Source organism: Chelativorans multitrophicus (assembly GCF_011317445.1).
In the GTDB taxonomy this organism is placed as follows: Bacteria; Pseudomonadota; Alphaproteobacteria; order Rhizobiales; family Rhizobiaceae; genus Chelativorans; species Chelativorans multitrophicus.
In genome coordinates, this window is sequence record NZ_JAAAPL010000002.1 from 168,133 (window position 1) to 194,832 (window position 26,700).

Below are 26,700 nucleotides of genomic sequence, written 5' to 3' on the forward strand. Positions count from 1 at the left end.
TCAGAAGCCAAAATTGCTTTCCCGCCTGAAGGGACGTCGTGCGGATTATACCTGGGAAGGGCTGATGATGTATGGCAAAGCTGGTAAGACAGTTGCCGTTTTGCCGCCGGCCTTCTACGAAGCGAGCTGCCGCGATTTGGGCATTGAGCCCGAGGATTCAACCAAGCAGCGCATATTCCCCAGCACCGGATATATCGGTATTCGATATGCGCTGGAAAAGCTGCCGGCGGATGAGTGGGAAGTCGAGATCGCAGGCTTCAGCTGGCAGGGCTGGCAGAAGCATGCCTGGGATCACGAGCGGGCGTGGATCGAGCGAAAGGTTGCAGAGCGCGACATTCGCGTTTGGCCTTCAAAGAACGACACCAGACGCAGACATTCGCAAGGAGGGATGATGGAAACGAAACTCGACATCTATATCGGCTGGGATTCACGCGAGCCGATCGCCTATGACGTTGCCAAGAAGACGATCCTTGATCGCGCGAGCGTTCCTGTCGAGGTGCATCCGATCAAGCTTTCCGACCTGGTGGAAAAGGGCGCGTATACGCGCGATATCGATCCGCTCGCGTCCACCGAGTTCACCTATTCCCGTTTCTTTACGCCGTGGCTTGCCGGCTACAAGGGCTGGGCCCTGTTCTGCGATTGCGACTTCCTGTTCCTCGATGATGTGGCGAAGTTGCTTGAATACCGCGATTCCTCCAAGGCCGTGCTGTGCGTGAAGCATGACTATACGCCGAAGGCCACAGTGAAGATGGACGGCAAGGTGCAGACCACCTATCCGCGCAAGAACTGGTCGTCCTTCATGCTCTTCAATTGCGAGCATCCCTCGACGAAGACGCTCACGCCGGAGGTGATCAACCGCGAGACCGGCGCTTATCTTCACCGCATGCAGTGGGCCAAGGACGAGGAAATCGGCGGCATCCCCGAGGCCTGGAACTGGCTGGAGGGCTGGAGCGAGAAGCCGGAGAGCGGCACGCCCAGCGCCATCCATTTTACCAATGGCGGACCATGGTTCAAGGATTGGCAGAACGTCGACTATGGCGATCTGTGGCGCGCGGAGGCGGACAAGGTCGATCCGAACTGGAAGCCGATTTGATATGTTGATGCTATCGGTCGGGTGAATAAGGGCCAGTGTGCTGCATTCCAGATGAAGATCTTCCTCATCAATCTAGACCGGCGGCCCGACCGCCTGCGGCACATGACCGAGATCCTCGACGGGCTCGGCCTGCCGTTCACGCGCCTATCTGCGGTAGACGGTATGCAGCTCCCGATGGAGGAGGTGCAGCGGTTGGGGAGCTTGCTCCCAGGCGCTACGGCTTGTTTTCTCAGCCATAGGGAGTGCTGGAAGCGTGTTGTCGATGAGGCGCTTCCGCATGCAGTCGTCCTGGAAGACGATTTGCACCTGGCGCCGGATGCGGCCTCTTTGCTTAGCCATGGGGAGTGGGTTCCAACGGAGGCTGATGTTGTCAAGCTGGAGACGAGGCTTTGCCGCACTCGTGTTGACAAAGGTGTAGCAGCCGCCATCGGTAGCAGAAGCCTTCACCGGCTGAGAAGCAGTCATATGGGTACGGGGGGGTATATCGTCACTAGGAAAGGGGCGGAAAGACTGCTTGCACTGAGTGAACGCCTGGAGGCTCCGGTCGATCATTTCATGTTCAATGCAGGATTGCACTCGGCAGCTTCGCTGACGACTTTCCAAATGGTCCCGGCCGTTTGTGTCCAGGATTCCTATATTGGGCGGCAGTCGATGGTGCTTGGCATCGAAAGCGACCTGCTTGACGAACGGCCACCCACCAAACCGCGGGGGATCCGCAAGCTCTGGCGGGAGCTAAAGAGGCCGTTTTTTCAGTTTTCAGGGTTTGCCCAAAGACTGGCATCTGGCCTTTTGACGGATAAGAAGTGGGTGTTCGTGAAGTTTGCCTGATCTGCCGCATTCCTGATGCTGGAATACCGGCGCCATCTCGGTTCACCCGATCGCCACCAGTCCTTCGTCCTTCACTTGCCGGATGGTGAGCGCGGTGCGGACGGTGTCGACATTCGGTGCGGAAGTCAGTTCCTCGATAACGAATGACTGGAAGGCGCCGAGATCGGCTGCGACGCAATGCAGCAGGAAGTCCGAATCGCCGGAAACCATCCAGGCACGCCTCACGATGGGCCAGTTGCGCGCCCGTTCGGCAAAGGTCCTAAGCTCCGCTTCAGATTGATGATGCAGCCCTACGAGGCAAAAAGCCACCACGTCGAAGCCGAGCACGGGACTGTTGAGAAGCGCACGGTAGCCCTTGATGATGCCGCCTTCTTCCAGGCGGCGCACCCGGCGCAGGCAAGGCGGAGCGGAAATACCGACCCGCTTGGAGAGCTCGACATTCGTGATGCGGCCATCCTTTTGCAGCTCGCGCAGAATTTTCCAGTCAATGGCGTCGAGATCGGCCTTTAACGGCATTGATAGCCCCTCAGCGCGTTCTCCCGCGCACGAATCTGTCGCAGTTGCGCAACAAATTTACGCCAAGCTCCTGTGTTCGCCAAGCACCGAGGCTAAGGGACGTTCCCATGGATGAGATTTCTTGAAACTTTCCTGTGCGGTATCGCCAAGCTGTTGGCAAACCGTCCTTCGCCTTGCAGAAAGTGGTATGCGATACTTAGATCTACGCAGCTGTATGCCTTTTGCGCTGCATGCCGAACCAGGAAAGGACCCGAGCCATGACCACCCGCCACGCGCCAGTTCTGATAATCGGATCAGGACCGGCCGGCTACACTGCGGCCATTTATGCCGCGCGCGCCATGCTGAAGCCTCTTCTGGTTTCCGGCCTGGAGCAAGGCGGTCAGCTCATGATCATGACGGAGGTGGAGAACTATCCCGGTTTCGCCGAGCCCATTCAGGGCCCGTGGCTCATGGAGCAAATGCGGCTGCAGGCGGAGCATGTGGGCACGGAGATCGTGAATGATCTGATCGTGGAAGCGGATATCCGGTCGCGGCCCTTTCGGCTGAAGGGCGACTCCGGCACGGTTTATACCTGTGATGCTCTCATCATCGCCACCGGCGCAAAGGCGAGATGGCTCGGGCTGCCATCAGAAAATACTTTCATGGGCTTCGGTCTTTCGGCTTGCGCGACCTGTGACGGCTTTTTCTATCGCGGCAAGGAAGTTGTCGTCATCGGAGGCGGCAACACGGCGGTCGAAGAGGCTCTTTATCTCTCAAATCTGGCAAAGCGTGTAACCGTCATCCACCGGCGCGGCGAATTCCGGGCCGAGCGCATCCTGCAGGAGCGGCTCCTGCGGAAGGAAAACGTGGAAATCATGTGGGATACGGTCGTGGACGAAATCCTCGGCGAAACCCCAAAGCCACCTCTGCCGCCATCCGTCACCGGCATTCGCGTTCAAAACGTGCAGACGGGCGAGGTGCGCGACCTTCCGGTGGACGGTGTTTTCGTCGCCATCGGCCACGCGCCTGCCGTCGAGCTATTCGAAGGCAAGCTCAAGCAGAAGCCGAACGGGTATCTCTGGACCGAGCCGAATTCGACCCGCACGGATGTGCCCGGTGTCTTTGCGGCGGGCGACGTTGCCGACGATGTCTACCGGCAGGCGGTAACGGCGGCAGGGCTTGGCTGCATGGCGGCGCTGGAGGCGGAGCGATATTTGGCGGAATTGGAGACGCACCGCGAGGCCGCCGAATAGTCCGGCTCAGCTGCGCGCCTTATAAAAGCGAGGGGATCGGGCGTTGGATTGGGACAAGCTACGTGTATTCCATGCTGCCGCGGCGGCAGGATCCTTTACGCACGCCGCGGAGTCGCTCCATCTGTCGCAGTCAGCGATTTCAAGGCAAGTAAGCGCGCTTGAGCAGGAACTTGGAGTGAGCCTGTTTCATCGCCATGCGCGCGGCCTCGTGCTCACGGAGCAGGGGGAAATGCTCTACCGCACCGCGCACGATGTCCTTATGAAGCTCGAGACGGTGAAGGTGCGGCTTTCGGAGGCCAAGGACCGTCCCTCGGGCGTGCTGCGCGTCTCGACCACCGTCGGCTTGGGTAATGGATGGCTGACGGAGCGCCTGCCGGAATTCGGCGCGCTTTACCCGGACATCCAGCTCCAGGTGATCCTCGACAACGAGGAGCTTGACCTTACCATGCGGCAGGCCGATTGCGCCTTGCGCATGCGGCAGCCGCAGCAGCCGGATCTGATCCAGCGCAAGCTCTTCACGGTCCATTTCCATCTATACGCATCGCCTGCCTATCTGAACCGCTACGGCAAGCCTAACTCGATCGACGAATTGGATCGGCATCGTATCGTGATCTTCGGCGAGACGGTGCCGCCGCATTTGAGCGACATGAATTGGCTGGAGACGGCCGGCAGGCCGGAAGGATCGAAACGCGCCGCCGCGCTCCAGATCAACAACATTCTTTCAATAAAGATCGCGGTACAGCGAGGGGCCGGCATCGCCATCTTGCCGGATTATGCCGTGGGCAGCGACAGCGGCCTTGTGCAGCTTTTGCCGGAAACTGAAGTGCCGTCCTTCGACACGTATTTCTGCTACCCGGACACGATGAAAAATCAGGCAAAAATGCAGGTCTTCAGGGACTTCCTGATTTCCAAATCGAGAGGCTGGATCTACTAGGCCGCGGCGATTCTACAATCGGCTGCGCCGCAGCGAAATTCCGCCGGTTCTAGGACTCACAGGGGACTGTAGATCGCTCAATCTGTGCATCGTGCTTTCCGGGAAGCTGAAAACGGAGAAGAACGACCCGAAAAAGTGCGACGTCTTTGCATCGTCCTTGGCCGCCCTGAATGACGAAGGGGCTGAAAAACCAACGTTTTTTCAAGCCATGCAAGCAATGCATATCTGAATTGCAAAAGTAAGTGGTTGTTATTTGTGCAGCCAATGCTCATATCTCAATCACTCCCTTGGGGCGTTCTCCTCCCATTAGCCCCTGGGTGAGTGTTCCCCTCTGGAGGTTTCGCCTTTATGGCACTCCAACGATTGGGCCGGATCTCTTGATCCGGCCTCTTTTTTTTCTTCATTCAGCTATCAGTTGGCGCCCGCTCTCTCCGCCAGAGTTCTGGTCGTGAGACACGAACCATTCAGGTTTCCAGGCTTGTTCAGGCGGCCTTACCCCGGCTGTTCAGCGCATCGTCGGCCAGCCTTCCCGTCAGCTCCGCCATGTGGTCGAAAGCAGCACGGTATCCTGCCACGCCCGCCGTGGCCGAGCGGAGCTCGATGATGAGGTTTCCCATTTCCGCTTCCGGCACCATGGCTTCGACCACGTCCCATCCCGGCCAGCCTGGGCGTGTGTTAAAGCCCAGAATCTGACCGCGCCGCTGCGAAAGGATCGCCGTCGCGCGCGCCGTGGCATCGGAAGGCGTGTGAACCTCCACCTTAAGAATCGGCTCGAGAAGAACCGGGCCAGCGGCCGCAAGACCCTCCTTCATGGCGAGGCGGGCTGCCTGCTGGAACGCCATGTCGGAAGAATCGACGGTGTGATAGGAGCCGTCCGCCAGATTGACCGAGATGTCGACCACGGGAAAACCCAGCGGCCCCGCCTTGAGGGAATCGCGCACTCCTGTTTCAACCGATGGAATATATTGCTTGGGGACCACGCCTCCGGTGATGGTCTCGGTAAATTCAAAACCGCTGCCGCGGGGCAGGGGCTTGATGTCGAGAACAACGTCTCCAAACTGTCCGTGGCCGCCAGACTGCTTCTTATGACGGCCGCGTTGCGTGACGGCCTTGCGGATCGTCTCGCGATAGGGAATGGAGGGTGGGCGTATCTCGACCGCGACCTGATATTTCCCTTCCAGCCGTTCCCTTGCCATCCGCAGGTGCATTTCGCCCTGGCCTCCCAGGATCGTCTCGGCCGTATCCTGGCTTTGCTGCAAGAGCAGGGAAGGATCTTCCTCCTGAAGCTTCTGGAGCGCGGCTGAAAGCTTCACCTCGTCCTTGCGATCGCGTGGGCTGACAGCCACAACAAAGACTGGATGGGGCGGAGTCGGTTTGGCGAGCTGCCGGGCGGCGCCCTTGCTTGTCGAAAGCGTATCGCCGGTGGTAGCGCCATCGAGTTTTCCGAGGGCCACAGTGTCGCCTTCACCTGCGGAGGCAAGCTTTGTCTGGTCCCGGCCTATGAGGCTGTATATACCCGAAATCCTGCCGGCATCCGGAAGCTCCGTGCCATCATTTATGGTGCCGGAGAGAATGCGGCAGACCGAAATCTTGCCGCCGTGACCGGTATGAATCGTCTTCATCACCTGCAGGGTTGCGCTGCCATCACCATTTGAATGGCCCAGCCGCTTTCGCGTCTCCGTCACGTCGGCCACGTCATGCCTGATCGCCTTTAAAAGCCGCAAGATGCCGTTGCCTTTTTCGGCCGAGCCTATCAGGACCGGCGTGACGGTGCCTTCACGCACATCCGCCGCCAGATCGTCGAAAATCGCATCGCGCGGCGGCTCGATCTCCTCCAATAGCTGCTCCATCAGCTGGTCGTCATGATCGGCCAGCGTTTCCAGCATGGAAAAGCGAGCTTCGATCTCCCGTGCCTTCTCGTCATCGGGGATGGGGGCGATCTCGCTTTCAGCGTGCTCGCGATAGATGTAGGCCCGCTCAAGAGCCAGATCGATGGAGCCGATCAAAAGGCCGTTCTTGCGCAGCGGTATATGGCGCAGGAGCAGCGGCGGACTGCTGGCGGGCTGCAGCGCCTTCAATGTTTCGCGCACGCCAATGGCGCTCTTGTCCAGCTTGTTCAGAAACAGCATGCGGGGAATGCCGATATCGTCCAGCCGGCGCAGGATAAGCTGGAGCATCGGAAGCTTGTGGTCCTCCGCATCGATCACGACCACCGCTGCGTCGGCGGCAGCCAATACCGGCCCGGCCTCCTCGGCGAATTCGATGGAACCGGGACAATCGACGAAGGTGATGCTTTCTCCCATGAAGCTCGTGGTGGCAAAGCTCGCTTCGACGCTCATCGTGTGGGTGCGTGTGTCTGCGCTGGGGCCGCCTTGGCCCGAAATCGCGCCCGTGCGTCGCAGGATGGCTTCAAAAAGCGTTGTCTTTCCGCTGGCAAGGGGACCGAGAATGGCGATGCATTTCGGTCCCTTGAACCTGTCTCCGGCTCGGTTACCCATAGGCCGACTCCTTTCAAGCGTCCTCCCATGAGCGGCGGCCGGCCCCCAACAGCCGTCGCACCGCAGCACCGACTAATGTCGAGGCTGCGCAACTCATCGTCCCACGGGTTGCTCCTATCGGCAAGAGGGAAGGAGAAGTTGTGAATGGATCTGCCAATCCTAGCCGTGCTGCAGATTCAGCTCCCAGGTCTGCCCTACGAGGTCCTTTCCGAAAGAGCGATGCTGTTCTTCCTTCACGAGCCGAAAGCCCGCCGCCTGATAGATGCGGCGTGCCGAGGCAAGGACGTCATTGGTCCAGAGCGTGAGCGTCCGGTAGCCTTTGCTCCTCGCAAACGCGATGCATTCGTCAACGAGCCGCCGGCCGATCCCAAGCCCGCGTGTGGCGGGCTCCACATAAAGCAGCCGCAGCTTGGCGATCTCCTCCGATTGCCTGACGAGAAAGACGGAGCCCACGACCTTGCCGTCCCGCTCGGCGATCCAGGAGGCCTCGGCGTTCGGATCAAAATTCCGCACGAATTCGCCGAGTATCTGCGCCACCAGCGCTTCGTAAGTTTCGTCCCAGCCGTATTCCTGATGGTAAAGAAGGCCCTGGCGGTGAGTGATCCAGCCCACATCGCCCACGCGCAGAGGGCGAAGGATATACGGCACCCTCGGCTCGGGCGCGTTTCCCAGCAGCCGCTCGACCGTTGTCATGGCCTCGACCAGCGTTTCACGCTCGGACGGGGGCAGGGGAGCGAGCGCGGCGATAGCGAGCTCGCGGGCGGCGCGGTCAAGCGGCTCGAATGTGTTCCGGCCGGCTACCGTCAGTTTTAGGTGAGATTGGCGGGCATCATCGGCGGAAGGCGTGCGCTGAAGAAGTCCGCGGCTCTCGAATTTTTTGAGAATGCGGCTGAGATAGCCCGCATCAAGCCCAAGCGTGCTGGCGAGGGCCGTGGCAGTCAGGCCGTTTTTGTGCGCCAGCTCAAACAGAACGCGCGCCTCCGTAAGCGAGAACTCGCTCCTGTACATGCTCTCGGCAAGCACCCCGATTTGGCGGGTGTAGAAGCGATTGAACTGACGAAACGCAGCGAGCTGATGCTCGCTGGGAGCCTGAACGTGCTGCATGGCCTATCCTCCTAATGGTAAGTATCAATTAATTGCTTGATCCAGTCAAATAAATATTTGACATAGTCTACTAGTGGCGGGGAACTTCGGCTCGTCAACAACGTGAGGATGGACGGCGCCGCGATCTGGACAATATTTCCTTCTATCATCAAGCCATTGATAACGTTATGATTTTTGGAGATTTTTATGATATTCGTTGAAAGTGAATTCGCGCCTTTGCGAACGGTGGTGCTCGCCGAGTCACAAATAGCCGCGCCCCAGCAGTTGCCGGATCCTGCCGAACTTGCCTTTCTCAAGCCGGAGTTCCTTGCCTTGGCGCCAGCGATGCTTGGCAAGGATTTCGCCGATGCCTTTCCTGAACGTCAACGTGCCTGGGAAGGGGAGCGCGCGGCATTTGCGGCCGTGCTCGTCAAGCATGGTGTCGAGGTGCTGCGTCCGCGGCGATTGACGCCGGCAGAAATCGCAGCGGCCGCTGGTCGAGGTTATGCCAATTTTTTCGCCCGCGATCCCTTCTTCACAATCGGCGGGTTTGTGATCGAAGGGTCGCTGCGGTTCCCACATCGGCGAGATGAAGTTCTCCCCATCCGTTCGGTCATCTATGAGCGCGTATATTCAGACGACTGCATCTATGTCGCAGCTCCCCGGCCTGAAATATGCGATCCGGACGATAAGAGGCTCGGGCCAGGGCCCTTTATCGAGGGAGGTGATGTCCTCGTGCTCGGCAAACACGTCTTCGTCGGAGACTCAGGGCTTGCGTCCAACGGCCTCGGCGCGCGTTGGCTGAAGAAGCTGCTCGCGCCCCACGGATATGAGGTGGAAGTGGTACGGCTCAAGCCGGATGTACTTCATCTCGATTGCGCTCTGGGCCTTGTTCGAGAGGGCCTTATGGTGGTCTGTCCATCAGCGTTCGTGAGCGGGATTCCGGAGAAGCTGCGTTCATGGAACCGCATCGAGGTTACGGAAGATGAAGCGCGGCAGCTTGCGACCAATGGCTTGCCGCTCAGCCCGGACGTCTATGTTACAGACCCGGAATTCCGCCACCTCGGAGACCGGATCGGCGAATACGGAGTGCAGGTCGAATATATCGATTTCAGCATCTCGCGTGCCTTTGGCGGTGCTTTCCGGTGCAGCACCCAGCCATTGGCCCGCTATGCCTAGCGTTGGCAAAGGCCAGCGCCAGCAATGCACATGCCCTCCCACTCGGGGAGGGCATGTGTTCTAGCGAAGGTTCGCGGTAAAGCGCTGGATGCGGCTGCAGGCCTCTTCCAACAGCGCGTCCGAAGTGGCGTAGGAGATGCGGAAATTGGGGCCAAGGCCGAAGGCCGAACCCTGGACCACGGCAACGCCTTCAGTCTCCAGAAGTTCGGAGACGAAATCGGTGTCGCTTTCGATCAGCTTGCCGGAGGGCGCCTTTTTGCCGATCGTGCCCGCGCAGGAAGGATAGACGTAGAACGCACCTTCCGGCACCGGGCAACTGATGCCTTTCGCCTGGTTGAGCATCGAGACCACGAGATCGCGGCGCTCCTGAAAGACCTTTTTGCTCTGGTGGATGAAGTCCTGCGGTCCGGTCAGCGCCTCCAGCGCCGCAAACTGGCAGACGGTGGCCGCTCCAGAGGTCTGCTGGCCCTGGATCATGTCCATGGCCTTGATGAGCTCGATCGGTCCTGCCGCATAGCCGATCCGCCAGCCCGTCATGGCATAAGCCTTCGAGACGCCGTTCATGGTGAGCGTGCGTCCGTAAAGCTGCGGTTCCACCTCGGCAATGGTGTGATAGGTGAAATCGCCATAGGTCAGGTGCTCATACATGTCGTCGGTCAGAACCCAGACATGCGGATGCTTAAGCAGCACATCGGCCACCGCCTTCAGTTCCTCGCGCGTATAGGCTGCGCCTGAGGGGTTCGATGGCGAGTTCATGATAAGCCACTTGGTTCTGGGCGTGATCGCCCTTTCAAGCACCTCCGGCTGGAGCTTGAAGTTGTCTTCCAGCCGGGTCTCCGCGAAGACCGACGTGCCGCCGCAGATTGACACCATCTCGGGATAGCTCACCCAATAGGGCGTCGGGATCACCACTTCATCACCGGGGTTCAGTGTCGCCATGAAGGCGTTGAAGAGGATCTGCTTACCACCCGTTCCGACGATGGTCTGCTTCCAGTCGTAGTCGAGATTGTTCTCGCGCTTGAACTTTGCGGCGATCGCCTCGCGCAGAGGCTGAATGCCGGAGACGGGCGGATATTTCGTTTCGCCGCGCTTGATGGCTTCGATCGCGGCCTGTTTGATATTGTCCGGCGTATCGAAATCCGGTTCGCCGGCCCCCAGTCCGATGACATCGCGACCCTGCGCTTTGAGCTCCCGCGCCTTCTGGGTGACGGCAATGGTGGCGGAGGGCTTCACGCGTGAAAGAGCATCGGCAAGGAAAGCCATTGGCTGGTTTCTCCACTGGGAATTGATGTGTTCCGCTCGGCTCGCGGGACACGCCTTAATGTCCGATCGCGCGTCAATTCGCAAGGCACCCCTTTTTTGCGCGGTCGCTAAAAATGCAATTAAGTTTTTTAAGGGGGCTTTATAGGACCGGTGCAAATGTCGCGTCAGTGATTCCAAGGCGCAACGGCGCACCGCGCGAAAGCTCTGATTTGCATGATCGGTCTTTAGCTCGGGATGCGTGCTGCGAAGCAAATGACGGACGCATGACTGAAGCGGAAGACCTTGCCCGGCGTATTGATGAGGCCATCCTGGTCGATGAAATCGGGGTCGAGACCGGACGCTATGGCCCTTATCATCTCAAGACGCTCTACCAACCCATATTTGCGAACACTTCGCAGGGTCTCATTCCGTGTGGGGTGGAAGGCCTGGCCGGCCCTCAGAGGGAGGGACAACCGGTCGCCACCCGCGCCTTTTTCGCCGAAGTGAGCGCCGCGGAAGACAGGCTCTTCGTCGAAAGCCTTTGTCATACGCTGCATCTCAGGAATTATCCCAATATCGGCGTGGACGGTTTGATGCTTTTCATCAAATATTATGCGAGCGCCGATCTCGGCCTGGATGCCGCCAAGCGGCAGGTCGCCGAAATGGTCCGTTTTCTGGATGAAATTTCGGTCGATCCCGCGTTGCTCGTATGCGAGATCGCCGAGACCGCCGATGAGGGACTGATGACGCAGATCGCGACGGAGTTGCGTCAGCGCGGTATCCGCATAGCCGTGGACGATTTCGGCGTCGGCCGCTCCACTCTTTCGCGGGTAAGGCTGCTTGATCCGGAAGTAGTCAAGGTCGACGGCGGATGGTTCCGGCGCATCGCAGATGTCGCCATGGCTGCGAAGCTTCTCAACTCCCTGGTGGATGCCTTGCAGCGGGAGGGCCGTCAGGTGCTGATCCAGGGTATCGAGACGGCCGCCCAATTGCGGGTGGCAATCCAGACAGGCGCCGATTTCGTCCAGGGATACCTGCTCGGGCGTCCGAAGCTTGCCGGCGCCATCTTCGATACCAGCCCGTTGCATATCGAAGGCCTGTTTGCCTCCGGCGACAGGGTGGTGCCGTTGTTCGCGGCGCCTGGCCGCTCAGTCTGAGCGGCTCATTTCCAGATCCAAGCCCTCCGATTTCGGGCATCCATTGCCCGATCCTCGCCCACGGCAACAGGCAGCCTCAATGGCTAATGCCTGCGGCAGTGGTCGAATCCCGCTTCCTCAGGCTGCCTTGAAAGACCTTTGCTGCGCCGGCGTTCGTTCCTTCGCCTGCCGCACGATCTCCAGCACCGCATTGAGCTCATCTATATCGACATAGAATGCGTGTGCGAGGCGGATCGGGATCAATTCTTCCGGTATGCCGTGCGCCAGCATCTTCTGGACCGCAATCAAAAGTTGCGCCCGCTCGACAAGGCGGATCTTAAAATTGTCCTCCGAATGGGACCGCATGTTTGCCTCATGGTGACATAGAGGTGGGGCAGCCAGGAAACGACTGCCGTCATCTTCCTAAAACACGCGACAAATACGGACACAGGATGACGTCGCGAAACGCACGCATCGCGAATCACAACCTAAGATTAAGCCTGGGAGGACTCGCGTGCAAGCCGTTAGTGCAAAAGGAGAAAAGGAGCGGATGGGACGAGGCAGTCTGTGGATAGCCTGTTCAAAACGCGAAGGACGCCTGAGCCGGCGGCGCGTTGGGGGATGCAGCTTTTTCCAGCGCGAGCATTTTTTGTTTCGTAGCGGTCCCTCCGGGAGCTGAAAAGCCGCCCAACTTGCCGCCGGCGGCGAGAATCCGGTGACAGGGAATAATCAATGGGACCGGGTTGCGGCTGAGTGCCACACCCGTTTCGCGTGTAGCGTTGGGAAAGCCGGCGTCTGCGGCAAGCCCGCCATAGGTGGTGGTCCGCCCGTAGCCTAGCTGACGCGCCGTCCGATAAATGGCGCGCCGGAAAGCATCGATGCCGTCAAGATCCACCGGATACGCGGAGAAGTCTTCATGGCTGCCCGCAAAATAGCGTTGCGCCGCCGCGACAGCCTCGAGTGCGAAGCCTGAGGGCTGCGCCGCACCGGAAACGGAGAGGCGGCCCATCATGCGCTCCTCCGCCGCTTCGGAAGCGCTCATGGGCAGCATGAAACGGGAGATGCCCCGCTCGTTCCAAGCGATGCCGCAGAAGCCGAATGCTGTCTCAAAGATGTGGTGAAGGGTCATCTGGCGACAGTCCGCAATCGATTGGTGCAAGGAATAGCTTCGTCTCGGGTACAAATCAAGAACAAACACCCCGCGTTGGCGTATTGGTGAAACGCAATTGAACGGGGCTCCCTGATAGGCTATGCAGGTTCGGGGCGCGGAGGCAAAGTGAACGGGGAGCTTGTGGGACGTTGCCATCCATTATCCGAGCCGTAGGCATCTGCGCTTTTCTCTCCATTCCATTTCTTGCAGGATGCAGCAGCACTGGTGAAAGTGCCGCCGCACTCGCGCTGGCCGAAGGCGGAGCGCCGGCGGTGGACAGAGCCGCTACGGAGGACGCCGAGGCCGTTTCCAACAGCCTTGCGGCCGAGCAGCACCAGGAGATTGAGGGCGTAACGGCGCTTGCGACTCCGAGCCCACGGCCCGATAGGGGAGCCATGGCGGCGGTCAACGCTGTTGCCGACGCAAACACGGCCGGCGCCGCAGAGCCGGTCAAGGCGGTGGCCTATGCGAATCCGGGGCGGGACAAGCTTGCGGCCGTAACGGCGCTCGAAGAGAGCGGGAAGGTGCGCCCGGTCGCGGCGCGGAGCCCCGAACTCGATGCCCTGATCGCCCGCTATGCCGCGCTTTACGAGGTGCCGGTGTCGCTGGTGCGCCGTGTGGTGAAGCGCGAAAGCAACTTCAATCCCGCGGCCCGCAATCGCATCTATTGGGGGCTTATGCAGATCCGGCACGATACGGCGCAGACCATGGGCTACCGTGGACCGGCGCACGGGCTGCTCGATGCCGAAACAAATCTCAAATACGCCGTCAAATACCTGCGCGGGGCATATATCACCGCCGGAGGCAATGAGGAACAAGCCGTGCGGTTCTACGCTCGCGGCTATTATTACGATGCCAAGCGCAAGGGGCTGTTGAGGGAAGCCGGGCTCAGGAATTAAGCCCATGCCCTGCCTTCCCAAAGCGGAGCTTAGAAACGTATTTTCAGGCGCGCATCAAAGGTATTCGTTCGAGCGTCTGCGCTGAAACTGCCATTATAGGAAACGCTCATCGTCGCCCTTTCGGCCACGCCAAGATCGAGCCTGACACCTAGAACCGCTTCGTTCCTGACGCGCGGCAGGCCCGTCGTCGTAAAGCTTGGAACACCGTCAAGCTTAAGCTCGGATGTCGGGCTTTTGCCGCCCAGGGCATGCCGCCACCCGACGCTTGCATTGAGCTTTGCAGGAACCGGCAGCTTCTCCAATTCCATAGAAGCGCGAAGCCCTGTGGTTGCTGAGGTCGTGTTGAACGTCTCCCTTTGAGACGAGAGCCCCACAGTGCCGCCTTCGCTGAATGCGCCGGTCCGCAGGGTCACATGAGCCAGATTGACGAACGGCTCGAATTTGAATTCCTCCTTGTCCACCTTCCATGAGACTTCGCCGAAAGCCTGGAACAAGCCGCCGTGATACTCGGCATTGAGCTGTTCCTTCAGCCCGGGAAAATCGATCTTGCGCCAGGTTTCAAGGTTCAGCCAGCTATAGGCCAAGCCTGCGCGGAGACCCAATGCGTTCAAGACCCCGCCGCCATAGAGCCCTAAATGATAGCCTTTCATATCGGTGGTGGAGGATCGATCATCGACCGAATAATCACCCCAGCCCATTCCTGTGAGCATGCCGACCCGCCATCCATCGCCGACCGGCAGGTCGCCGCCCATGAGGAAGCCACCGCTGCCGCTTTCCAGAGCGGCGGCATTGCCGTCGGCATCCAAATGACCCCATCCGCCATAGGCGGCGCTCCAGACGGTAAACCGTTCACTGTTCGACGGGCTCGCCTCCGTGCCGTCCGGCCCATAGGCCAAAATGGGCAGGCTGAGCGCTCCCGCGCCGCCAGTAGCGCTGCGCAAGCGGTCGTTTGCCGCGTCGCGCACATTGCGGCTGCCCTCGACAATGGCCGTTTTCTGGGTTGCATAGATCTCGCCGGAGAGCTGGTCGAAGGCCTTTCGCGCTCCATCCAGGCTCTGTCGGGAGACATGCTTCCATGCCGTTGCGTATGGCGCATGGTCGAGCGCGTTTGCGACAGCTGATTGGTTCGGCGAGGTCGCTGCGCTGGCCAGGGTCGTCCCGTTCGGCACGAAAGAGAGCGTAACGGCATCGCCGTAGAACAGATAGGGGTCGAGGAAAGGGGATATGCTGTTGGTCGTGATCGAGCCAAAAGTTCCGCTGACGCCGTTCTGAGCAGTGATGATGTCGAGTGGAACCAAGGGCGCGAGGCCGTCCTTCAGCCTGATATCTATAGTGCCGCTTTCGAGAGTGACGGAACCCTTTTGCGTGTCTGGATCCTCCCTGAGTTGCGGCATGTCCATGACATTCAGCTGATCCGCCAGGTCTCCCGCCACATCGATGCGGTACGTCGAGGCAGCGGAAAGCGAGACATCTCCATTAACCAGCATCTCGCCGACGTAGCCGTCGGCAATGCCCGGGGCAAGCGTCCCGGACGTCGTCAAGTCCCCGGCGATCATCGAGCGGTCGCCGCGCAGCGTGGCGCCGGTAAGGACCTCAACGTCGGAGCCGAGTGAGCCCAGGAGCGTAAGCTCGCCGCCGAACACTCTTGTGCCGCCGCTATAGGTGTTCACGCCGAGAAGGATCAGGTTGCCTGCTCCGCGCTTGATCAGACCGCCCGGGCCGGAGATATCGCCTTCCCATACCGAGTTGTACCCTCTGGTATTGACATCGAAAGTCGGGCCGAAGAGCGGATCGCCGAAATATTTGGGGCCGAGGACCGCCCGGCCGAGGTCAAACATGCCTCTGCCATAGATCTCTTGCGGACCGATGGGCCGGGCGGTGGTCAGAATCAGTTCGATGATCTGGCGCGCGGTCATATAGGGAAAGGCCTGGCGGAGCACTGCGGCGCCGCCGGCAACTACCGGGCTTGCCATTGATGTCCCGGCTTTCGGGCCGTAATTGCCGCCGGGAAGCGTGGAGATAATTGCGGAGTATTCAATCGTTTGCCCCGGTTTCGGGGAATCACCGCCGGGTGCGGCAAGGCACCATTGCCATGCCAGCCCGCAGCGGTTGCTATAGCCGGCAATGGTTCCATCCCGGCCCGTGGCGACCACGGCGATCAGGGAGCCGGCGAGATCCGAGAGATCGAGATCGTCGAACTCAGGGTCCAGAGGATCGGCGTAGTCATAGGTGTCCGGATCATCTATGTCCGTCGCGTCTATCAAGATGTCGAAGACACCCGCACGCAGATTTTCTGCCGTGATCAGCGGTAGGAAGCCAATTCCTGTTGGGTTTGCCGCCTGGTCCGGCTGCTCCTCGAATTCGTTACCCGCAGCAAAGACGAGAACGACATCGGCATTTGCCGCGGCGCTCACCGCCACGGCGTCCTCCCTATAATCTGTCCCCTCCATGGACTGGACGATGGGGCGCGGCATGACACGATAATTGGGGTTCTCGTTTTCGTCATCCAAGTCCGGGGACGGAAAGGCAGGTGGGCCGTAGCTGCCGTTTATCACCTTCGCACCATTGCTGGCCGCGTAGAAAAGCGCATTGTTATCAGGCGAAACGAATGGTCCTTTCTCGCTCCCGGGCTCCGCATCTCCGATGGCCTTCAAGGCCATGAGTTCTGCGCCATAGGCAACGCCCATATTGCCGATTCCGTTGCGGGCGGCGCCGATTATGCCGGCCACATGCGTGCCGTGGCCGTCCGGGTCGAAAACGTTCAGAGGGTCGATATCCAGGAAGGAGTAGGACAGAGGTGAAATCCGGCCGAAAAATTCGGGGTGGTGAATGTCGAGACCAGAATCGACCACAGCCACGAGTATGCCGCGGCCATCATAGCCCCGCTTATAGGCCGCTTCGGCGTTGATAGCGCTGAGATACCAGCTTGCATCGAATTCGAGCCGATAGGCCTCCTCAGTCTGCGCATGCAGATTGCCGGGGAGAGTCGCAATGCATGCGCAGATTGCGGCAGAGCTGACGCCCTTCGACAGGGTCTCGAACACATTCATTCCAATATCCCCAGTGAAAATGGCTGATGATCCGTGGATGGGGCCAAGATTGAAGCGAAGCTTCGTTATTTGCGACTGACTCCCAGCTTAGCTAAGGCTGGCTTCAGGCCTCTAATCGTGGCACTGGGGTGTTGACGCATTTGAGCCCGGCGTGAGCGCCGCCGGGCTCGCGCCGCTTCAAAAAACGGCTGGACTGACATATGTCTCTGCGGCTTTGTCGGATCAGGCGGGGCTGATGCGTCTTGAAGATGAATTCGCGGCCTGAAGGAGATGGCATGAACGAGACAGTGAAGGAGTTCGTTTCGGCCGAAGGGCATGCGGCGCTCGCGATCTCGGTCCGCGGCCTGGTCAAGCACTTCCGCGATGTCAAGGCCATCGACGGCATCGACCTCGATGTGCCGCGTGGGATGATCTTTGCCATTCTCGGGCCGAACGGAGCGGGCAAAACCACGCTGATCCGGACGCTCGCGACGCTGATTGCGCCGGACGCGGGTTCGGCGAGCGTCATGGGGCATGACCTTCTTTCGCAGCCGCAGGCGGTGCGGGCCTCGATCGCGCTGACCGGCCAGTTCGCCTCGCTCGACGAGGACCTGACCGGGCGCGAAAACCTGATCATGCTCGCCCGCCTCTGGGGCTTTCGCGGAAAGGCCGCTAAGGCACGGGCGGACGAGCTTCTTTCGGCCTTCGACCTCACGGACGCGGCCAGGAAGCAGGTAAAGTCGTATTCGGGTGGCATGCGGCGCCGGCTCGATATCGCCGCGTCCCTCATCGTCACGCCGGGGATCCTCTTTCTCGACGAGCCGACCACCGGCCTCGATCCCACGGCGCGCCAGGGCGTGTGGCGGATGATCAGGCAGCTCGCGCAATCGGGAGTGACAATCCTGCTCACCACGCAATATCTGGAGGAGGCGGACCAACTCGCCGCCCGCATCGCCGTGATCGACCACGGAAGAAAAATCGCGGAGGGGACGAGCCGCGAGCTTAAGGCTGCAATCGGCTCCGGTTTTCTGCATGTGGCGCCGGCCGACCAGTCGCAGCTCGACGAGGCGGCGGCGATCCTTGAGGCGCGGCTTGGCAATGTGGTGCAGCGCAGCGCCGAGGGCGCGCAGCTCTCGGTCGTCGCGGGTTCCGCCAGGGAGGCGAACGAGGCGCTGGCGGCGCTGATCTCGGCTGGCATCGAGCTTTCCGACTTTTCGATGGGCTCGCCAAGTCTCGATGAGGTCTTCTTCGCGCTTACGGGCGCGCCAGCGGAAAATCATGAGCAGAAGGAAGCCGCCCAATGAGCGAGATTCAACAAGCCCTGCTCACCAATGTGCAGCGGCCGACACCACCTTCGGCAATTTCCAACGCGCTCGTCTTCGGCTGGCGCGCGGTGCTGAAGTTCAAGCACGTGCCGGAGCAGCTCTTCGACCTTGTCATGACGCCGCTGATGTTCACGCTGCTCTTCACCTTCGTGTTCGGCGGCGCGCTGGCTGGCTCACCGGGCGAATATCTGCAGTTCTTCCTGCCGGGGATTCTGGTGCAGACGGTGGTCTTCAACTCGGTCTATTCCGGCATGGGGCTTTCGACAGACCTCTCGAAAGGGCTGTTCGAGCGCTTCCGGTCGCTCCCCGTCTGGCCGCTCGCGCCCTTTGCCGGGCTGATGGTGGGCGATGTGCTGCGCCATGTGATCGCGGGCGCCATCATCCTCGGAATCGGCCTCATCCTCGGCTACAGGCCGGAAGCGGGAATCGGGGGCGTGCTTGCCTCCTTCCTGCTCTTGATCGCCATCGGCTTCGGTACGGGCTGGATCTTCATTGTGCTGGGGTTGATCATCCGTACGCCCATGACGGTGATGACGATCGGCTTCACCTTTATCTTCCCGCTGGTCTTCGCCTCCAATATCATGGTGCAGCCGGAAACCATGCCCGGCTGGCTTGCGGCCTTCGTCAACCACAACCCGGTGTCCTTCATGGCTACGGCGCTGCGCGGGCTGATGGCGGGCACGGCGACGGCACAGGAGGTGTTGCTGGCGCTTGCCGCGCCGGTTAGCCTGACGATCGTGCTGGCGCCGGTCGTGCTGTGGCTTTACCGGCGCCATTAAGGCATCCGAAAAAATGCGCCCGCCACGGAGCGTGACGGGCGCAAGTTCCTGAAGGACCATTACTGGCAGTTCGGCTGGCCTGGCGCGCAGGGCATAACCTGGCCGGGCGCTGCTTCCCGGGGCTCTTCCTGCTGGCCGGGGGCAACCTCGTTCGCCGGTGCTTCCTGCTGGCCGGGCGCGAATTCGCTTGCGCCCCTGATGCTGCCGGTGGTGCCTTCGTCCGTTCCGGTGGCATCGTCCTCGGTACCGGCCGTGCCCGTCGTATCCTCTTCGGTATCGACCGTGCCGGTGGCGCCATCGTCAGAAGCACCATTGTCCGCGGTGGCGCCTTCATCCGCCGCCGTTCCGCCGTCCGTTGTGCCCTCGTCGGCAGTACCCTCATCGGCCGCCGTGCCGTCATCGGTGCTTCCGGTGGTCACATCGTCATCGGTCGCGCCGCCGGCTGCCATCTCCTGCTGGACAACCTGCGTCAGCTCCTGCGATCCGGTCACGGCCGCGCAAGAGGCGTCGCCGCTCTCGACCTGTGCTGAAAGCACGCCCACATTGACATCGCAGACATTTGCCGCCACCGACACCGGCAACTGGACGGTCACCGGAATGTTGTTTTCCTCGACATTCAGGTCGACGGCGATGTCCTGCAGGACGTCTTGGATATTGACGTTGACCAGGCCTTCCAGATCGGATTGCGCCGCGGCCGGTCCGGCGCAGAGCGCCAACACGGCAGGAACGACTAAAAGTTTTCTCATTACGTTGCTCCTTGGTAGGTTTCGCGTCCCTCCTGCCAAATGAACAACCGAATCAACCGGTTGTTCCGATCAGGCAAAGAAGGAGAGGAGCGGCGCGTCTGGCCGATTGGCAAAGGCGCTCCTTATTCGGGTCATGCGAGGCCTTCGCGACGTTCGAGAACCAGTCGCCATTCTCGCTTTAGGATAGCGGCCTGTTATGATGTGCGGCGAAAACGAACGGGAGGACGGAATGGAGATCAAACGAAGCGGATCGCAGCCCTCCGGCACGGGCCCAGCGGATTATTTCACCGGATCGGTGCGGCTCGACCCGCTCTTCACCGCGCCGGACCCCGCGCGGGCGGTGGGGACGCTTGTCACCTTCGAGCCGGGCGCGCGCACGGCCTGGCACACGCATCCGCTCGGCCAGACATTGATCGTGATGTCCGGCCTCGGGCGTGCACAGCGCGAAGGCGGGCCGATCGAGGAAATCCAGCCGGGAGACGTGGTCTGGTTTCCGCCGGGCGAGAAGCACTGGCACGGCGCCAGCCCCACCACTGGAATGGCGCATATCGCCATTCAGGAGAGGCAGGACGGCGCGACAGCCGAGTGGCTGGAGCACGTCACCGACGAGCAATATGGCGGGTGAGGGATTCTCTGTCGTAAGGATCCCCTCTCTTGCGACAAGAAATCGCTATCTCCCCCGCGCGAGGGAGATATCGCCGGCATTGCCTCACCGCTGCTCTTCGACGTTGGCGATTGGCAGCGGCGTTTGTGCAGGGGCTTATCTCCCCCCTTGTGGGGGAGAAAGCAAATTCTTGGGTTTGGCGAAGCCAAGCCCTTAGAATTTGCAAGAGAGGGGGATTCTAAACGATCCTCCCCTTCGCCTCATGTAGGATGGTGAGGCAGATGCCGCCGAGGTTCTTTTCCACCTCGTCGTTCCAGAAGCGCAGTGTCTTGAAGCCCCGGGCTTCAAAATGCCTGTCGCGCACGGCGTCTCGTATCGCGCCCGAATGCTGCCCGCCATCGACCTCCAGGATCAGCCGCGCCTCGAAGCAGACGAAGTCGAGGATGTAGCCGTCGAGCGGCACTTGCCGCCTGAATTTTAAGCCTTCGAGTTTCTTGTTGCGCAGCGCTTGCCACAAAAGGTTTTCGGCCTTCGTCGCGTCGGCCCGCATGGTGCGGGCATATGTGCGGTGCGGCGGCGGAACAGCTTGGCGCATGATATTTCTCCCCCTGTGGGAGAGAACAGCGCCGGCGCCCATATCTCTTCCCCTTGCGGGAGAGAAAGCGATTTCAACGTCTTAGGCAAGCCGCAGGCGAGGCTCTAGCGTTAGAAATCGCAAGAGAGGGGATCTTGGCGGTACGCTGAGAGGCACCCCCTCTCTTGTCTTTTCCAAGCACTTGCTCGGGGACAAGCCCGCTCGCAAGTGCAGGAAAAGACTTTCTCCCCCGCCAAGGGGGAGATAGCGCCGGCATCAGCCTTGCTGCCAATCTCAGACGTCTGTGATTTGCGGAAGCGATGGCGCACGCGCCAATCTCTCCCCTTGTGGGAGAGAAAGCAAATTCTTGGGTTTGGCGGAGCCAAGCCCTTAGAATTTGCAAGAGAGGGGATATTCTGCATCGCCGTGGCCCCCCTCTCTTGCGATTTCTAACACTTAGCCTCCGCTTCGCTCCAGCTAAGATGTTGAAATCGCTTTCTTCCCCACCAAGGGGGAGATATCGCTGGCATTACCTCGGCGCCAATCGCGGACGTTGGTGATTTGCGGAAGCGTGAGCACAGAATGCCGGATCGCCCTGTAGGCGCAAAGCGCGCAATATCAGTTGGTGTCAATTCGCAGATGCATTTGGTCACTCGAAAGTCGCTTTCGACTTGTTCCAGTTTAAGCGGCCCAATGTTTCAGCATCACATTAGATAGGGTGTCGCGTGCTGCAACCATGCGCTGATGCCATTCGTTCTCCTTGTCGAGGACGATTGCGCATTCGCCTTCCCTTTTTCCCAGCAAGACTGGGTTGCTAAGCCGCGAGAAGTACCAGGTAGTTGCCGCAGCGTAGAAGATTGTGCGTGGCGAGTGCGCTGACGCCACTCCGAACAAAGCGGGTGCGACCACCTTTTCATCGTCGAGCTTATGGCTCAAAGCCGTCAGTACAGCAGCTAAATAGGACAGGTGTGACGACTGCGAGAGTATCTCATATTCTTCCCGACGCCAGGTCGTCATCATGTCAACAAGATCTTTATCGAGTCCGATCTTCTTCTCAATGGCAATGATTCTCTCATGCAACCTCTTTGGTGAGGCCGTGGAGTGCCAGAAATCCTTTATCCGTGGATCTGAATCGGCAGCGACGTAGGCCTCCCCTAACGCACGATCATGCAATACTGCGATGCAGAGAAACAGCGTCTCGACATATGTGCGCAAGAGAGCGCGAGCAGGTGTGTCCAGTCCGGAAATCACGAGAGATCGGATCGACACACCGAACGACACCGCAGCCCCCGTTAGCGCCCACGCTGCTCGCGTATGCTCGTTCGATGGGCCGGGTTCGTCCGCGGAGCTAAGTGCGATGTGCACATACGAGAGAAACTCCAGGCCAAACTCGAAAATTGCCAAGTGCGGTTGAAATGCTGTCGTCGTGGCAGCGCGCGCCAGAGTTTCAGCTTCTAGCAGAAGCTCATTAAATCCGTCACGAGGCAAGGGATCGCGGTGCATGTCAGCGTAGATCGCGCACCAGCGCTCTTCGATTTCATCGTAAATGCTCACTCGTGCAACACCGCCTTGCTGATCTTGTATGAGCATTCTCGTCAGTAGCTCTGACAGCTAACCGTATTCCCGTATGCTTGGCAGTTGGTCACGGATGGCGGCCGATACTGCTGACCTCGAAATGGAAAGCCAGGCATGCGGCCGTCTGATGGTCCGCATTGGAATGTCATTCCATACCAAGTGACGGGTCCTGGCAGGATATCTGCCACCAAGCCACCAGCATGACTCTCGCTATCCAATACCTGATACGATCTGCCATTGCAGGCCCTGCTGGCTTGCTGAAAGCAAGCCTTGGGCGATTGACTGCACTTAACGGACGTTACAGCCGAACCAGACGGCCCAACGTAGGACTCTTGAGTGGGCGCAACGCAACTCGTCAGCAGAACCAAAGGCAGAATGTAAAGCGGGGTCTTCTTCATTTTCGACATCAGTGACAGATGTCTTATTCGTATCGTGAAGTTCACGACAAGGCCAGAGAGCTTATTATTTCTGATGTTCTTCACACCACCCTTCCGCTCGCAGATCGACCTTCCCTCAAAAAAAGGGGTGGGAGGGCGCTCAAAAATACCCCTGCAGCGGCCTGACCTCTAAACTCCCGGCCTTCAGCGCGGCGATGGCCTCGACCACGGCGTTGGCGCCAGCCATCGTCGTGTAGTAGGGCACCTTCTGCATCAGCGTCGCGCGCCTTAGCGATTTTGAGTCCGAGACTGCCTTCTGGCCGTCGGTCGTGTTGAAGACGAGCTGGACCTGCCGGTTGCGGATCGCGTCCTCGATATGCGGGCGGCCTTCGAGCACCTTGTTGATCTTTTCCGCCTCGACGCCGTTCTCGCGCAGGAAGCGCGCCGTGCCCCCGGTGGCAAGGATGCGGAAGCCGAGATCGGAGAGGCGCTTGACGGCGGGGAGAACGCGCGCCTTGTCCTCGTCGCGCACGGACACGAACAGCGTGCCGGAGCGGGGCAGGTCCACGCCCGCGCCGAGCTGGGCTTTCGCAAAGGCCAGCGCATAGTCGCGGTCAAGCCCCATGACCTCACCGGTGGACTTCATCTCGGGGCCGAGCAGGATGTCGACGCCGGGGAAGCGGGCAAAGGGGAAGACGGCTTCCTTCACCGCGATGTGGCCGAGATCGTTGGCGTTGGGCAGCGAGCCATAGGTGGTAAAGGCCTGCTCAAGCGTTTCGCCGGCCATGACGCGCGCGGCGATTTTTGCGATGGGGCGGCCGATGGTTTTCGCCACGAAGGGCACCGTGCGCGAGGCGCGCGGGTTGACTTCCAGCACATAGACGTCGCCGTTCTTGACGGCATATTGCACGTTCATGAGGCCGCCCACATTGAGCGCCTTGGCGAGCGCGGTGGTCTGGCGTTCAAGCTCGGAAACGATTTCCGGCGAGAGGGAGTGGACGGGCAGCGAGCAGGCGCTGTCGCCCGAATGGATGCCCGCCTCCTCGATATGCTCCATGATGCCGCAGACGAACACCTCCTTGCCGTCGGACAGGCAGTCGACATCCACCTCGATGGCTTCGGAAAGATAGGTGTCGAAGAGGAGGGGGTTTTTCGAAAGCAGCGTGTTGATCTGGCCGGTCTTGTCGGCCGGGTATTTCTGGCGGATTTCCTCCGGCACCAGGCCGGGCACGGTGTCGAGCAGGTAGGTCTGGAGGCGCGCGTCGTCCCAGACGATCTGCATCGCGCGGCCGCCGAGCACGTAAGACGGGCGCACGACCAGCGGGAAACCGAGTTCGCCCGCCACGACGCGGGCCTGCTCGACAGAATAGGCGATGCCGTTTTTCGGCTGCTTGAGGCCGAGCTTCTGCAGGAGCTTCTGGAAGCGGTCGCGGTCTTCCGCAAGGTCGATCATGTCGGGCGCGGTGCCGAGAATGGGGATGCCGGCCTTTTCCAGCGCGTCGGCGAGCTTGAGTGGGGTCTGGCCGCCGAACTGGACGATGACGCCGACGAGCTCGCCCTCCTGTTGCTCGGCGCGCAGGATTTCAAGCACGTCCTCGGGCGTCAGCGGCTCGAAATAGAGCCGGTCGGAGGTGTCGTAGTCGGTCGAGACCGTCTCCGGGTTGCAGTTGATCATGATCGACTCGAAGCCGGCATCGGCGAGCGCAAAAGCCGCGTGGCAGCAGCAGTAGTCGAACTCGATGCCCTGGCCGATGCGGTTCGGCCCGCCGCCGAGGATGACCACCTTGCGGCGGTCGGAGACGCGGGCCTCGTCGGCGGGGGCGCCGGCGAAGGGCGTCTCGTAGGTGGAATACATATAGGCGGTGGGCGCGGCAAACTCGGCGGCGCAGGTGTCGATGCGCTTGAAAACCGGGTGGACGCCGAGGGATTCGCGAATCCTGCGAACCTCTTCCGCGTCTTTCTTCACCAAGGACGCGAGGCGGGAATCGGAGAATCCCATGCCCTTTAGCATGCGCAGATTGGACGCGTCCTGCGGGAGGCCGTGCTCGCGGATGCGCTCTTCCATGGCGACGATGGCCGCGATCTGCTCCAGGAACCAGGGGTCGATGTGGCACATGGCGTGGACATCGGCCACCGAGGTGCCCATGCGGATGGCCTGGGCGACCATGCGCAGCCGGTCGGGCGTCGGCGTGCCGAGCGCGGCGCGGATGGCGTTCTTGTCGTCGGGGCCGTTGTCGCCCAGGCCCGGGATTTCGATCTCGTCGAGGCCGGTCAAGCCGGTTTCGAGGCCGCGCAAGGCCTTCTGCAGCGATTCTGCGAAAGTGCGGCCGATGGCCATGACCTCGCCGACGGACTTCATGGCCGTGGTGAGGACGGGATCGGAGCCCGCGAATTTCTCGAAGGCGAAGCGCGGGATCTTGGTGACGACATAATCAATCGAGGGCTCGAACGAAGCGGGCGTGGCGCCGCCGGTGATGTCGTTCTCAAGCTCGTCCAGCGTGTAGCCGATCGCCAGCTTGGCCGCGACCTTGGCGATGGGGAAGCCGGTTGCCTTGGAGGCGAGCGCCGAGGAGCGGGAGACGCGCGGGTTCATCTCGATGACCACCATGCGCCCGTCTGCCGGGTTGACGGCGAACTGGACGTTGGAGCCGCCCGTTTCCACCCCGATCTCGCGCAGCACCGCGATCGAGGCGTTGCGCATGATCTGGTATTCCTTGTCGGTCAAGGTCAGCGCCGGGGCGACGGTGATGGAATCGCCGGTATGGACGCCCATCGGGTCGAGGTTTTCGATGGAGCAGACGATGATGCAGTTGTCCGCCTTGTCGCGGACGACCTCCATCTCATACTCCTTCCAGCCGAGCACCGACTCTTCGATCAGCACTTCCGTGGTGGGGGAGGCGTCGAGACCCGAGGATACGATGTCGAAGAATTCGGTGCGGTTGTAGGCGATGCCGCCGCCGGTGCCTCCCAAAGTGAAGGAGGGGCGGATAATGGCTGGCAAGCCCACCACGTCTAGCGCCTGGGCGGCGATCGCCATGGCGTGATTTATGTAGCGCTGCTTGCGGTCGCCCTCGCCGCGCTGCCACTCGGCTTCCAGTGCATCAAGGGCGGCGTCCAGCTCGGGGCCGGTGTGTTTCGCGCGCAGTTCCGCGCGTTCGACCTCATGCTTTTTCCGGTCGGCATCCTTCACTTCCGTCGCGTTGGCGAGCATGGATTTCGGCGTTTCGAGGCCGATCTTCGCCATCGCCTCGCGGAATAGGGCGCGGTCCTCGGCCTTATCGATGGCCTCCGCATTGGCGCCGATCATCTCGACGCCGTAGCGCTCGAGCACGCCCATGCGGCGGAGCGAAAGGGCCGTGTTGAGCGCTGTCTGGCCGCCCATGGTGGGCAGCAGCGCATCCGGTCTCTCCTTGGCGATGATTTTGGCGACCACCTCGGGCGTGATCGGTTCGATATAGGTGGCGTCGGCCAGCTCCGGATCGGTCATGATGGTGGCCGGATTGGAGTTGACGAGAATGACGCGGAAGCCCTCCGCCCGAAGCGCCTTGCAGGCCTGGGTGCCGGAATAATCGAACTCGCAGGCCTGGCCGATGACGATGGGGCCGGCCCCGATGATCAGGATCGACTTGATGTCGGTGCGTTTGGGCATGGATGGTCCATTCTCGTGGCGCTTGCGCGGACGACCGGTACGGGCGAGCCCGGCCGGCGCAGCGAAGGAGTTTTTTGTCAGGCTAGGCGCGCCTTATAGGCAAGTCTTCGCGGACAGGGAACCCCTAAAAGAACGGAAGCGCACATGCCTATTTCGACTGAGGCGAGGCGGCATGACTGCACGCATCCTGAAATCCCCCACACGGACCGGTTTTCGCCGGTCGGCTCAGCGCAATGAAGGTGGGGGACGCCG

Annotated in this window: 21 protein-coding genes; 10 read left to right on the forward strand and 11 right to left on the reverse strand. The window is 60.6% G+C overall.

What is annotated here, in order from left to right; genetic code table 11:
- Window positions 1-391: 391 nt before the first annotated feature.
- Entirely contained in the window at window positions 392-1,093 is a 702-nt protein-coding gene (locus tag GNP00_RS11495) for a hypothetical protein (RefSeq protein WP_041545429.1), read from the forward strand.
- Window positions 1,094-1,144: 51 nt separating this feature from the next.
- Window positions 1,145-1,921, forward strand: coding sequence for a glycosyltransferase family 25 protein (locus GNP00_RS11500; RefSeq protein ID WP_011581448.1), 777 nt, complete (start codon window positions 1,145-1,147; stop codon window positions 1,919-1,921).
- A 42-nt stretch (window positions 1,922-1,963) separates the two neighbouring features.
- Here the strand turns inward: GNP00_RS11500 and GNP00_RS11505 are convergent, their stop codons facing one another.
- Window positions 1,964-2,437, reverse strand: coding sequence for an Lrp/AsnC family transcriptional regulator (locus GNP00_RS11505; RefSeq protein ID WP_011581447.1), 474 nt, complete (start codon window positions 2,435-2,437; stop codon window positions 1,964-1,966).
- Window positions 2,438-2,694: 257 nt separating this feature from the next.
- Here GNP00_RS11505 and trxB point away from each other — a divergent pair, with 257 nt between their 5' ends.
- Both trxB and GNP00_RS11515 read left to right on the forward strand, forming a co-directional pair.
- Window positions 2,695-3,669 carry a thioredoxin-disulfide reductase gene (gene trxB, locus GNP00_RS11510; RefSeq protein ID WP_166016063.1) on the forward strand — a complete coding sequence of 325 codons (975 nt, stop codon included), beginning with the start codon at window positions 2,695-2,697 and terminating at the stop codon, window positions 3,667-3,669.
- 43 nt (window positions 3,670-3,712) lie between these two features.
- Window positions 3,713-4,603: a LysR family transcriptional regulator gene (locus tag GNP00_RS11515; RefSeq protein ID WP_011581445.1), complete on the forward strand. Its 891-nt coding sequence runs from the start codon at window positions 3,713-3,715 to the stop codon at window positions 4,601-4,603.
- A gap of 482 nt (window positions 4,604-5,085) precedes the next feature.
- Here GNP00_RS11515 and GNP00_RS11520 read toward each other — a convergent pair whose 3' ends face one another.
- Together GNP00_RS11520 and GNP00_RS11525 are read right to left on the reverse strand one after the other, a co-directional pair.
- Window positions 5,086-7,101 carry an elongation factor G gene (locus GNP00_RS11520; RefSeq protein WP_011581444.1) on the reverse strand — a complete coding sequence of 672 codons (2,016 nt, stop codon included), beginning with the start codon at window positions 7,099-7,101 and terminating at the stop codon, window positions 5,086-5,088.
- 159 nt (window positions 7,102-7,260) lie between these two features.
- On the reverse strand, window positions 7,261-8,205 hold the full coding sequence (locus GNP00_RS11525; RefSeq protein ID WP_011581443.1) for a bifunctional helix-turn-helix transcriptional regulator/GNAT family N-acetyltransferase: 945 nt from the start codon (window positions 8,203-8,205) through the stop codon (window positions 7,261-7,263).
- 186 nt (window positions 8,206-8,391) lie between these two features.
- Between GNP00_RS11525 and GNP00_RS11530 the strand changes: the two genes are divergently transcribed.
- Window positions 8,392-9,363, forward strand: a complete 972-nt coding sequence (locus GNP00_RS11530; RefSeq protein WP_011581442.1) for a dimethylarginine dimethylaminohydrolase family protein — start codon at window positions 8,392-8,394, stop codon at window positions 9,361-9,363.
- Window positions 9,364-9,423: 60 nt separating this feature from the next.
- Here the strand turns inward: GNP00_RS11530 and GNP00_RS11535 are convergent, their stop codons facing one another.
- Window positions 9,424-10,626 carry a pyridoxal phosphate-dependent aminotransferase gene (locus tag GNP00_RS11535; protein ID WP_011581441.1) on the reverse strand — a complete coding sequence of 401 codons (1,203 nt, stop codon included), beginning with the start codon at window positions 10,624-10,626 and terminating at the stop codon, window positions 9,424-9,426.
- 263 nt (window positions 10,627-10,889) lie between these two features.
- On the opposite strand from GNP00_RS11535, the gene GNP00_RS11540 reads away from it, so the two are divergent.
- Window positions 10,890-11,762: an EAL domain-containing protein gene (locus GNP00_RS11540; protein WP_011581440.1), complete on the forward strand. Its 873-nt coding sequence runs from the start codon at window positions 10,890-10,892 to the stop codon at window positions 11,760-11,762.
- Window positions 11,763-11,879: 117 nt separating this feature from the next.
- Here the strand turns inward: GNP00_RS11540 and GNP00_RS11545 are convergent, their stop codons facing one another.
- A complete protein-coding gene (locus GNP00_RS11545) occupies window positions 11,880-12,107 on the reverse strand; it encodes a hypothetical protein (RefSeq protein ID WP_011581439.1) in 228 nt (75 codons plus the stop codon).
- 214 nt (window positions 12,108-12,321) lie between these two features.
- Window positions 12,322-12,870, reverse strand: coding sequence for a methylated-DNA--[protein]-cysteine S-methyltransferase (locus GNP00_RS11550; protein WP_041544724.1), 549 nt, complete (start codon window positions 12,868-12,870; stop codon window positions 12,322-12,324).
- A 170-nt stretch (window positions 12,871-13,040) separates the two neighbouring features.
- Here GNP00_RS11550 and GNP00_RS11555 point away from each other — a divergent pair, with 170 nt between their 5' ends.
- A complete protein-coding gene (locus GNP00_RS11555; RefSeq protein WP_011581437.1) occupies window positions 13,041-13,790 on the forward strand; it encodes a lytic transglycosylase domain-containing protein in 750 nt (249 codons plus the stop codon).
- A gap of 29 nt (window positions 13,791-13,819) precedes the next feature.
- On the opposite strand, the gene GNP00_RS11560 is transcribed toward GNP00_RS11555, so the two are convergent.
- Window positions 13,820-16,840: an autotransporter domain-containing protein gene (locus GNP00_RS11560; protein ID WP_011581436.1), complete on the reverse strand. Its 3,021-nt coding sequence runs from the start codon at window positions 16,838-16,840 to the stop codon at window positions 13,820-13,822.
- Between the two features lie 275 nt (window positions 16,841-17,115).
- On the opposite strand from GNP00_RS11560, the gene GNP00_RS11565 reads away from it, so the two are divergent.
- Together GNP00_RS11565 and GNP00_RS11570 are read left to right on the forward strand one after the other, a co-directional pair.
- Window positions 17,116-18,123, forward strand: a complete 1,008-nt coding sequence (locus tag GNP00_RS11565) for a daunorubicin resistance protein DrrA family ABC transporter ATP-binding protein (protein WP_011581435.1) — start codon at window positions 17,116-17,118, stop codon at window positions 18,121-18,123.
- Window positions 18,120-18,923: an ABC transporter permease gene (locus tag GNP00_RS11570; RefSeq protein ID WP_011581434.1), complete on the forward strand. Its 804-nt coding sequence runs from the start codon at window positions 18,120-18,122 to the stop codon at window positions 18,921-18,923. Before GNP00_RS11565 ends, GNP00_RS11570 begins: the two co-directional genes overlap by 4 nt.
- A 59-nt stretch (window positions 18,924-18,982) precedes the next feature.
- Here the strand turns inward: GNP00_RS11570 and GNP00_RS11575 are convergent, their stop codons facing one another.
- A complete protein-coding gene (locus tag GNP00_RS11575; protein WP_011581433.1) occupies window positions 18,983-19,669 on the reverse strand; it encodes a prolipoprotein diacylglyceryl transferase in 687 nt (228 codons plus the stop codon).
- A gap of 229 nt (window positions 19,670-19,898) precedes the next feature.
- Between GNP00_RS11575 and GNP00_RS11580 the strand changes: the two genes are divergently transcribed.
- Entirely contained in the window at window positions 19,899-20,294 is a 396-nt protein-coding gene (locus GNP00_RS11580) for a (R)-mandelonitrile lyase (protein WP_041544723.1), read from the forward strand.
- A 217-nt stretch (window positions 20,295-20,511) separates the two neighbouring features.
- On the opposite strand, the gene GNP00_RS11585 is transcribed toward GNP00_RS11580, so the two are convergent.
- The 3 genes from GNP00_RS11585 to carB form a co-directional block, all read right to left on the reverse strand.
- A complete protein-coding gene (locus GNP00_RS11585) occupies window positions 20,512-20,868 on the reverse strand; it encodes an endonuclease domain-containing protein (protein WP_011581431.1) in 357 nt (118 codons plus the stop codon).
- A 660-nt stretch (window positions 20,869-21,528) separates the two neighbouring features.
- Window positions 21,529-22,437: a hypothetical protein gene (locus tag GNP00_RS11590; protein WP_011581430.1), complete on the reverse strand. Its 909-nt coding sequence runs from the start codon at window positions 22,435-22,437 to the stop codon at window positions 21,529-21,531.
- Window positions 22,438-22,959: 522 nt separating this feature from the next.
- Window positions 22,960-26,448, reverse strand: coding sequence for a carbamoyl-phosphate synthase large subunit (gene carB / locus GNP00_RS11595; RefSeq protein ID WP_011581429.1), 3,489 nt, complete (start codon window positions 26,446-26,448; stop codon window positions 22,960-22,962).
- Between the last annotated feature and the right edge of the window lie 252 nt (window positions 26,449-26,700).

Bases quoted from the DNA above. Each gene is read 5' to 3' on its own strand.
- GNP00_RS11505 (WP_011581447.1), bottom strand. From the start codon at position 2,437: ATGCCGTTAAAGGCCGATCTCGACGCCATTGACTGGAAAATTCTGCGC.
- trxB (WP_166016063.1), top strand. From the start codon at position 2,695: ATGACCACCCGCCACGCGCCAGTTCTGATAATCGGATCAGGACCGGCC.
- GNP00_RS11585 (WP_011581431.1), bottom strand. From the start codon at position 20,868: ATGCGCCAAGCTGTTCCGCCGCCGCACCGCACATATGCCCGCACCATG.
- GNP00_RS11545 (WP_011581439.1), bottom strand. From the start codon at position 12,107: ATGCGGTCCCATTCGGAGGACAATTTTAAGATCCGCCTTGTCGAGCGG.
- GNP00_RS11565 (WP_011581435.1), top strand. From the start codon at position 17,116: ATGAACGAGACAGTGAAGGAGTTCGTTTCGGCCGAAGGGCATGCGGCG.
- GNP00_RS11525 (WP_011581443.1), bottom strand. From the start codon at position 8,205: ATGCAGCACGTTCAGGCTCCCAGCGAGCATCAGCTCGCTGCGTTTCGT.
- GNP00_RS11570 (WP_011581434.1), top strand. From the start codon at position 18,120: ATGAGCGAGATTCAACAAGCCCTGCTCACCAATGTGCAGCGGCCGACA.
- GNP00_RS11495 (WP_041545429.1), top strand. From the start codon at position 392: ATGGAAACGAAACTCGACATCTATATCGGCTGGGATTCACGCGAGCCG.
- GNP00_RS11520 (WP_011581444.1), bottom strand. From the start codon at position 7,101: ATGGGTAACCGAGCCGGAGACAGGTTCAAGGGACCGAAATGCATCGCC.
- GNP00_RS11580 (WP_041544723.1), top strand. From the start codon at position 19,899: ATGGAGATCAAACGAAGCGGATCGCAGCCCTCCGGCACGGGCCCAGCG.
- GNP00_RS11550 (WP_041544724.1), bottom strand. From the start codon at position 12,870: ATGACCCTTCACCACATCTTTGAGACAGCATTCGGCTTCTGCGGCATC.
- GNP00_RS11575 (WP_011581433.1), bottom strand. From the start codon at position 19,669: ATGAGAAAACTTTTAGTCGTTCCTGCCGTGTTGGCGCTCTGCGCCGGA.
- GNP00_RS11540 (WP_011581440.1), top strand. From the start codon at position 10,890: ATGACTGAAGCGGAAGACCTTGCCCGGCGTATTGATGAGGCCATCCTG.
- GNP00_RS11560 (WP_011581436.1), bottom strand. From the start codon at position 16,840: ATGAATGTGTTCGAGACCCTGTCGAAGGGCGTCAGCTCTGCCGCAATC.
- GNP00_RS11535 (WP_011581441.1), bottom strand. From the start codon at position 10,626: ATGGCTTTCCTTGCCGATGCTCTTTCACGCGTGAAGCCCTCCGCCACC.
- GNP00_RS11500 (WP_011581448.1), top strand. From the start codon at position 1,145: ATGAAGATCTTCCTCATCAATCTAGACCGGCGGCCCGACCGCCTGCGG.
- GNP00_RS11530 (WP_011581442.1), top strand. From the start codon at position 8,392: ATGATATTCGTTGAAAGTGAATTCGCGCCTTTGCGAACGGTGGTGCTC.
- carB (WP_011581429.1), bottom strand. From the start codon at position 26,448: ATGCCCAAACGCACCGACATCAAGTCGATCCTGATCATCGGGGCCGGC.
- GNP00_RS11590 (WP_011581430.1), bottom strand. From the start codon at position 22,437: ATGCTCATACAAGATCAGCAAGGCGGTGTTGCACGAGTGAGCATTTAC.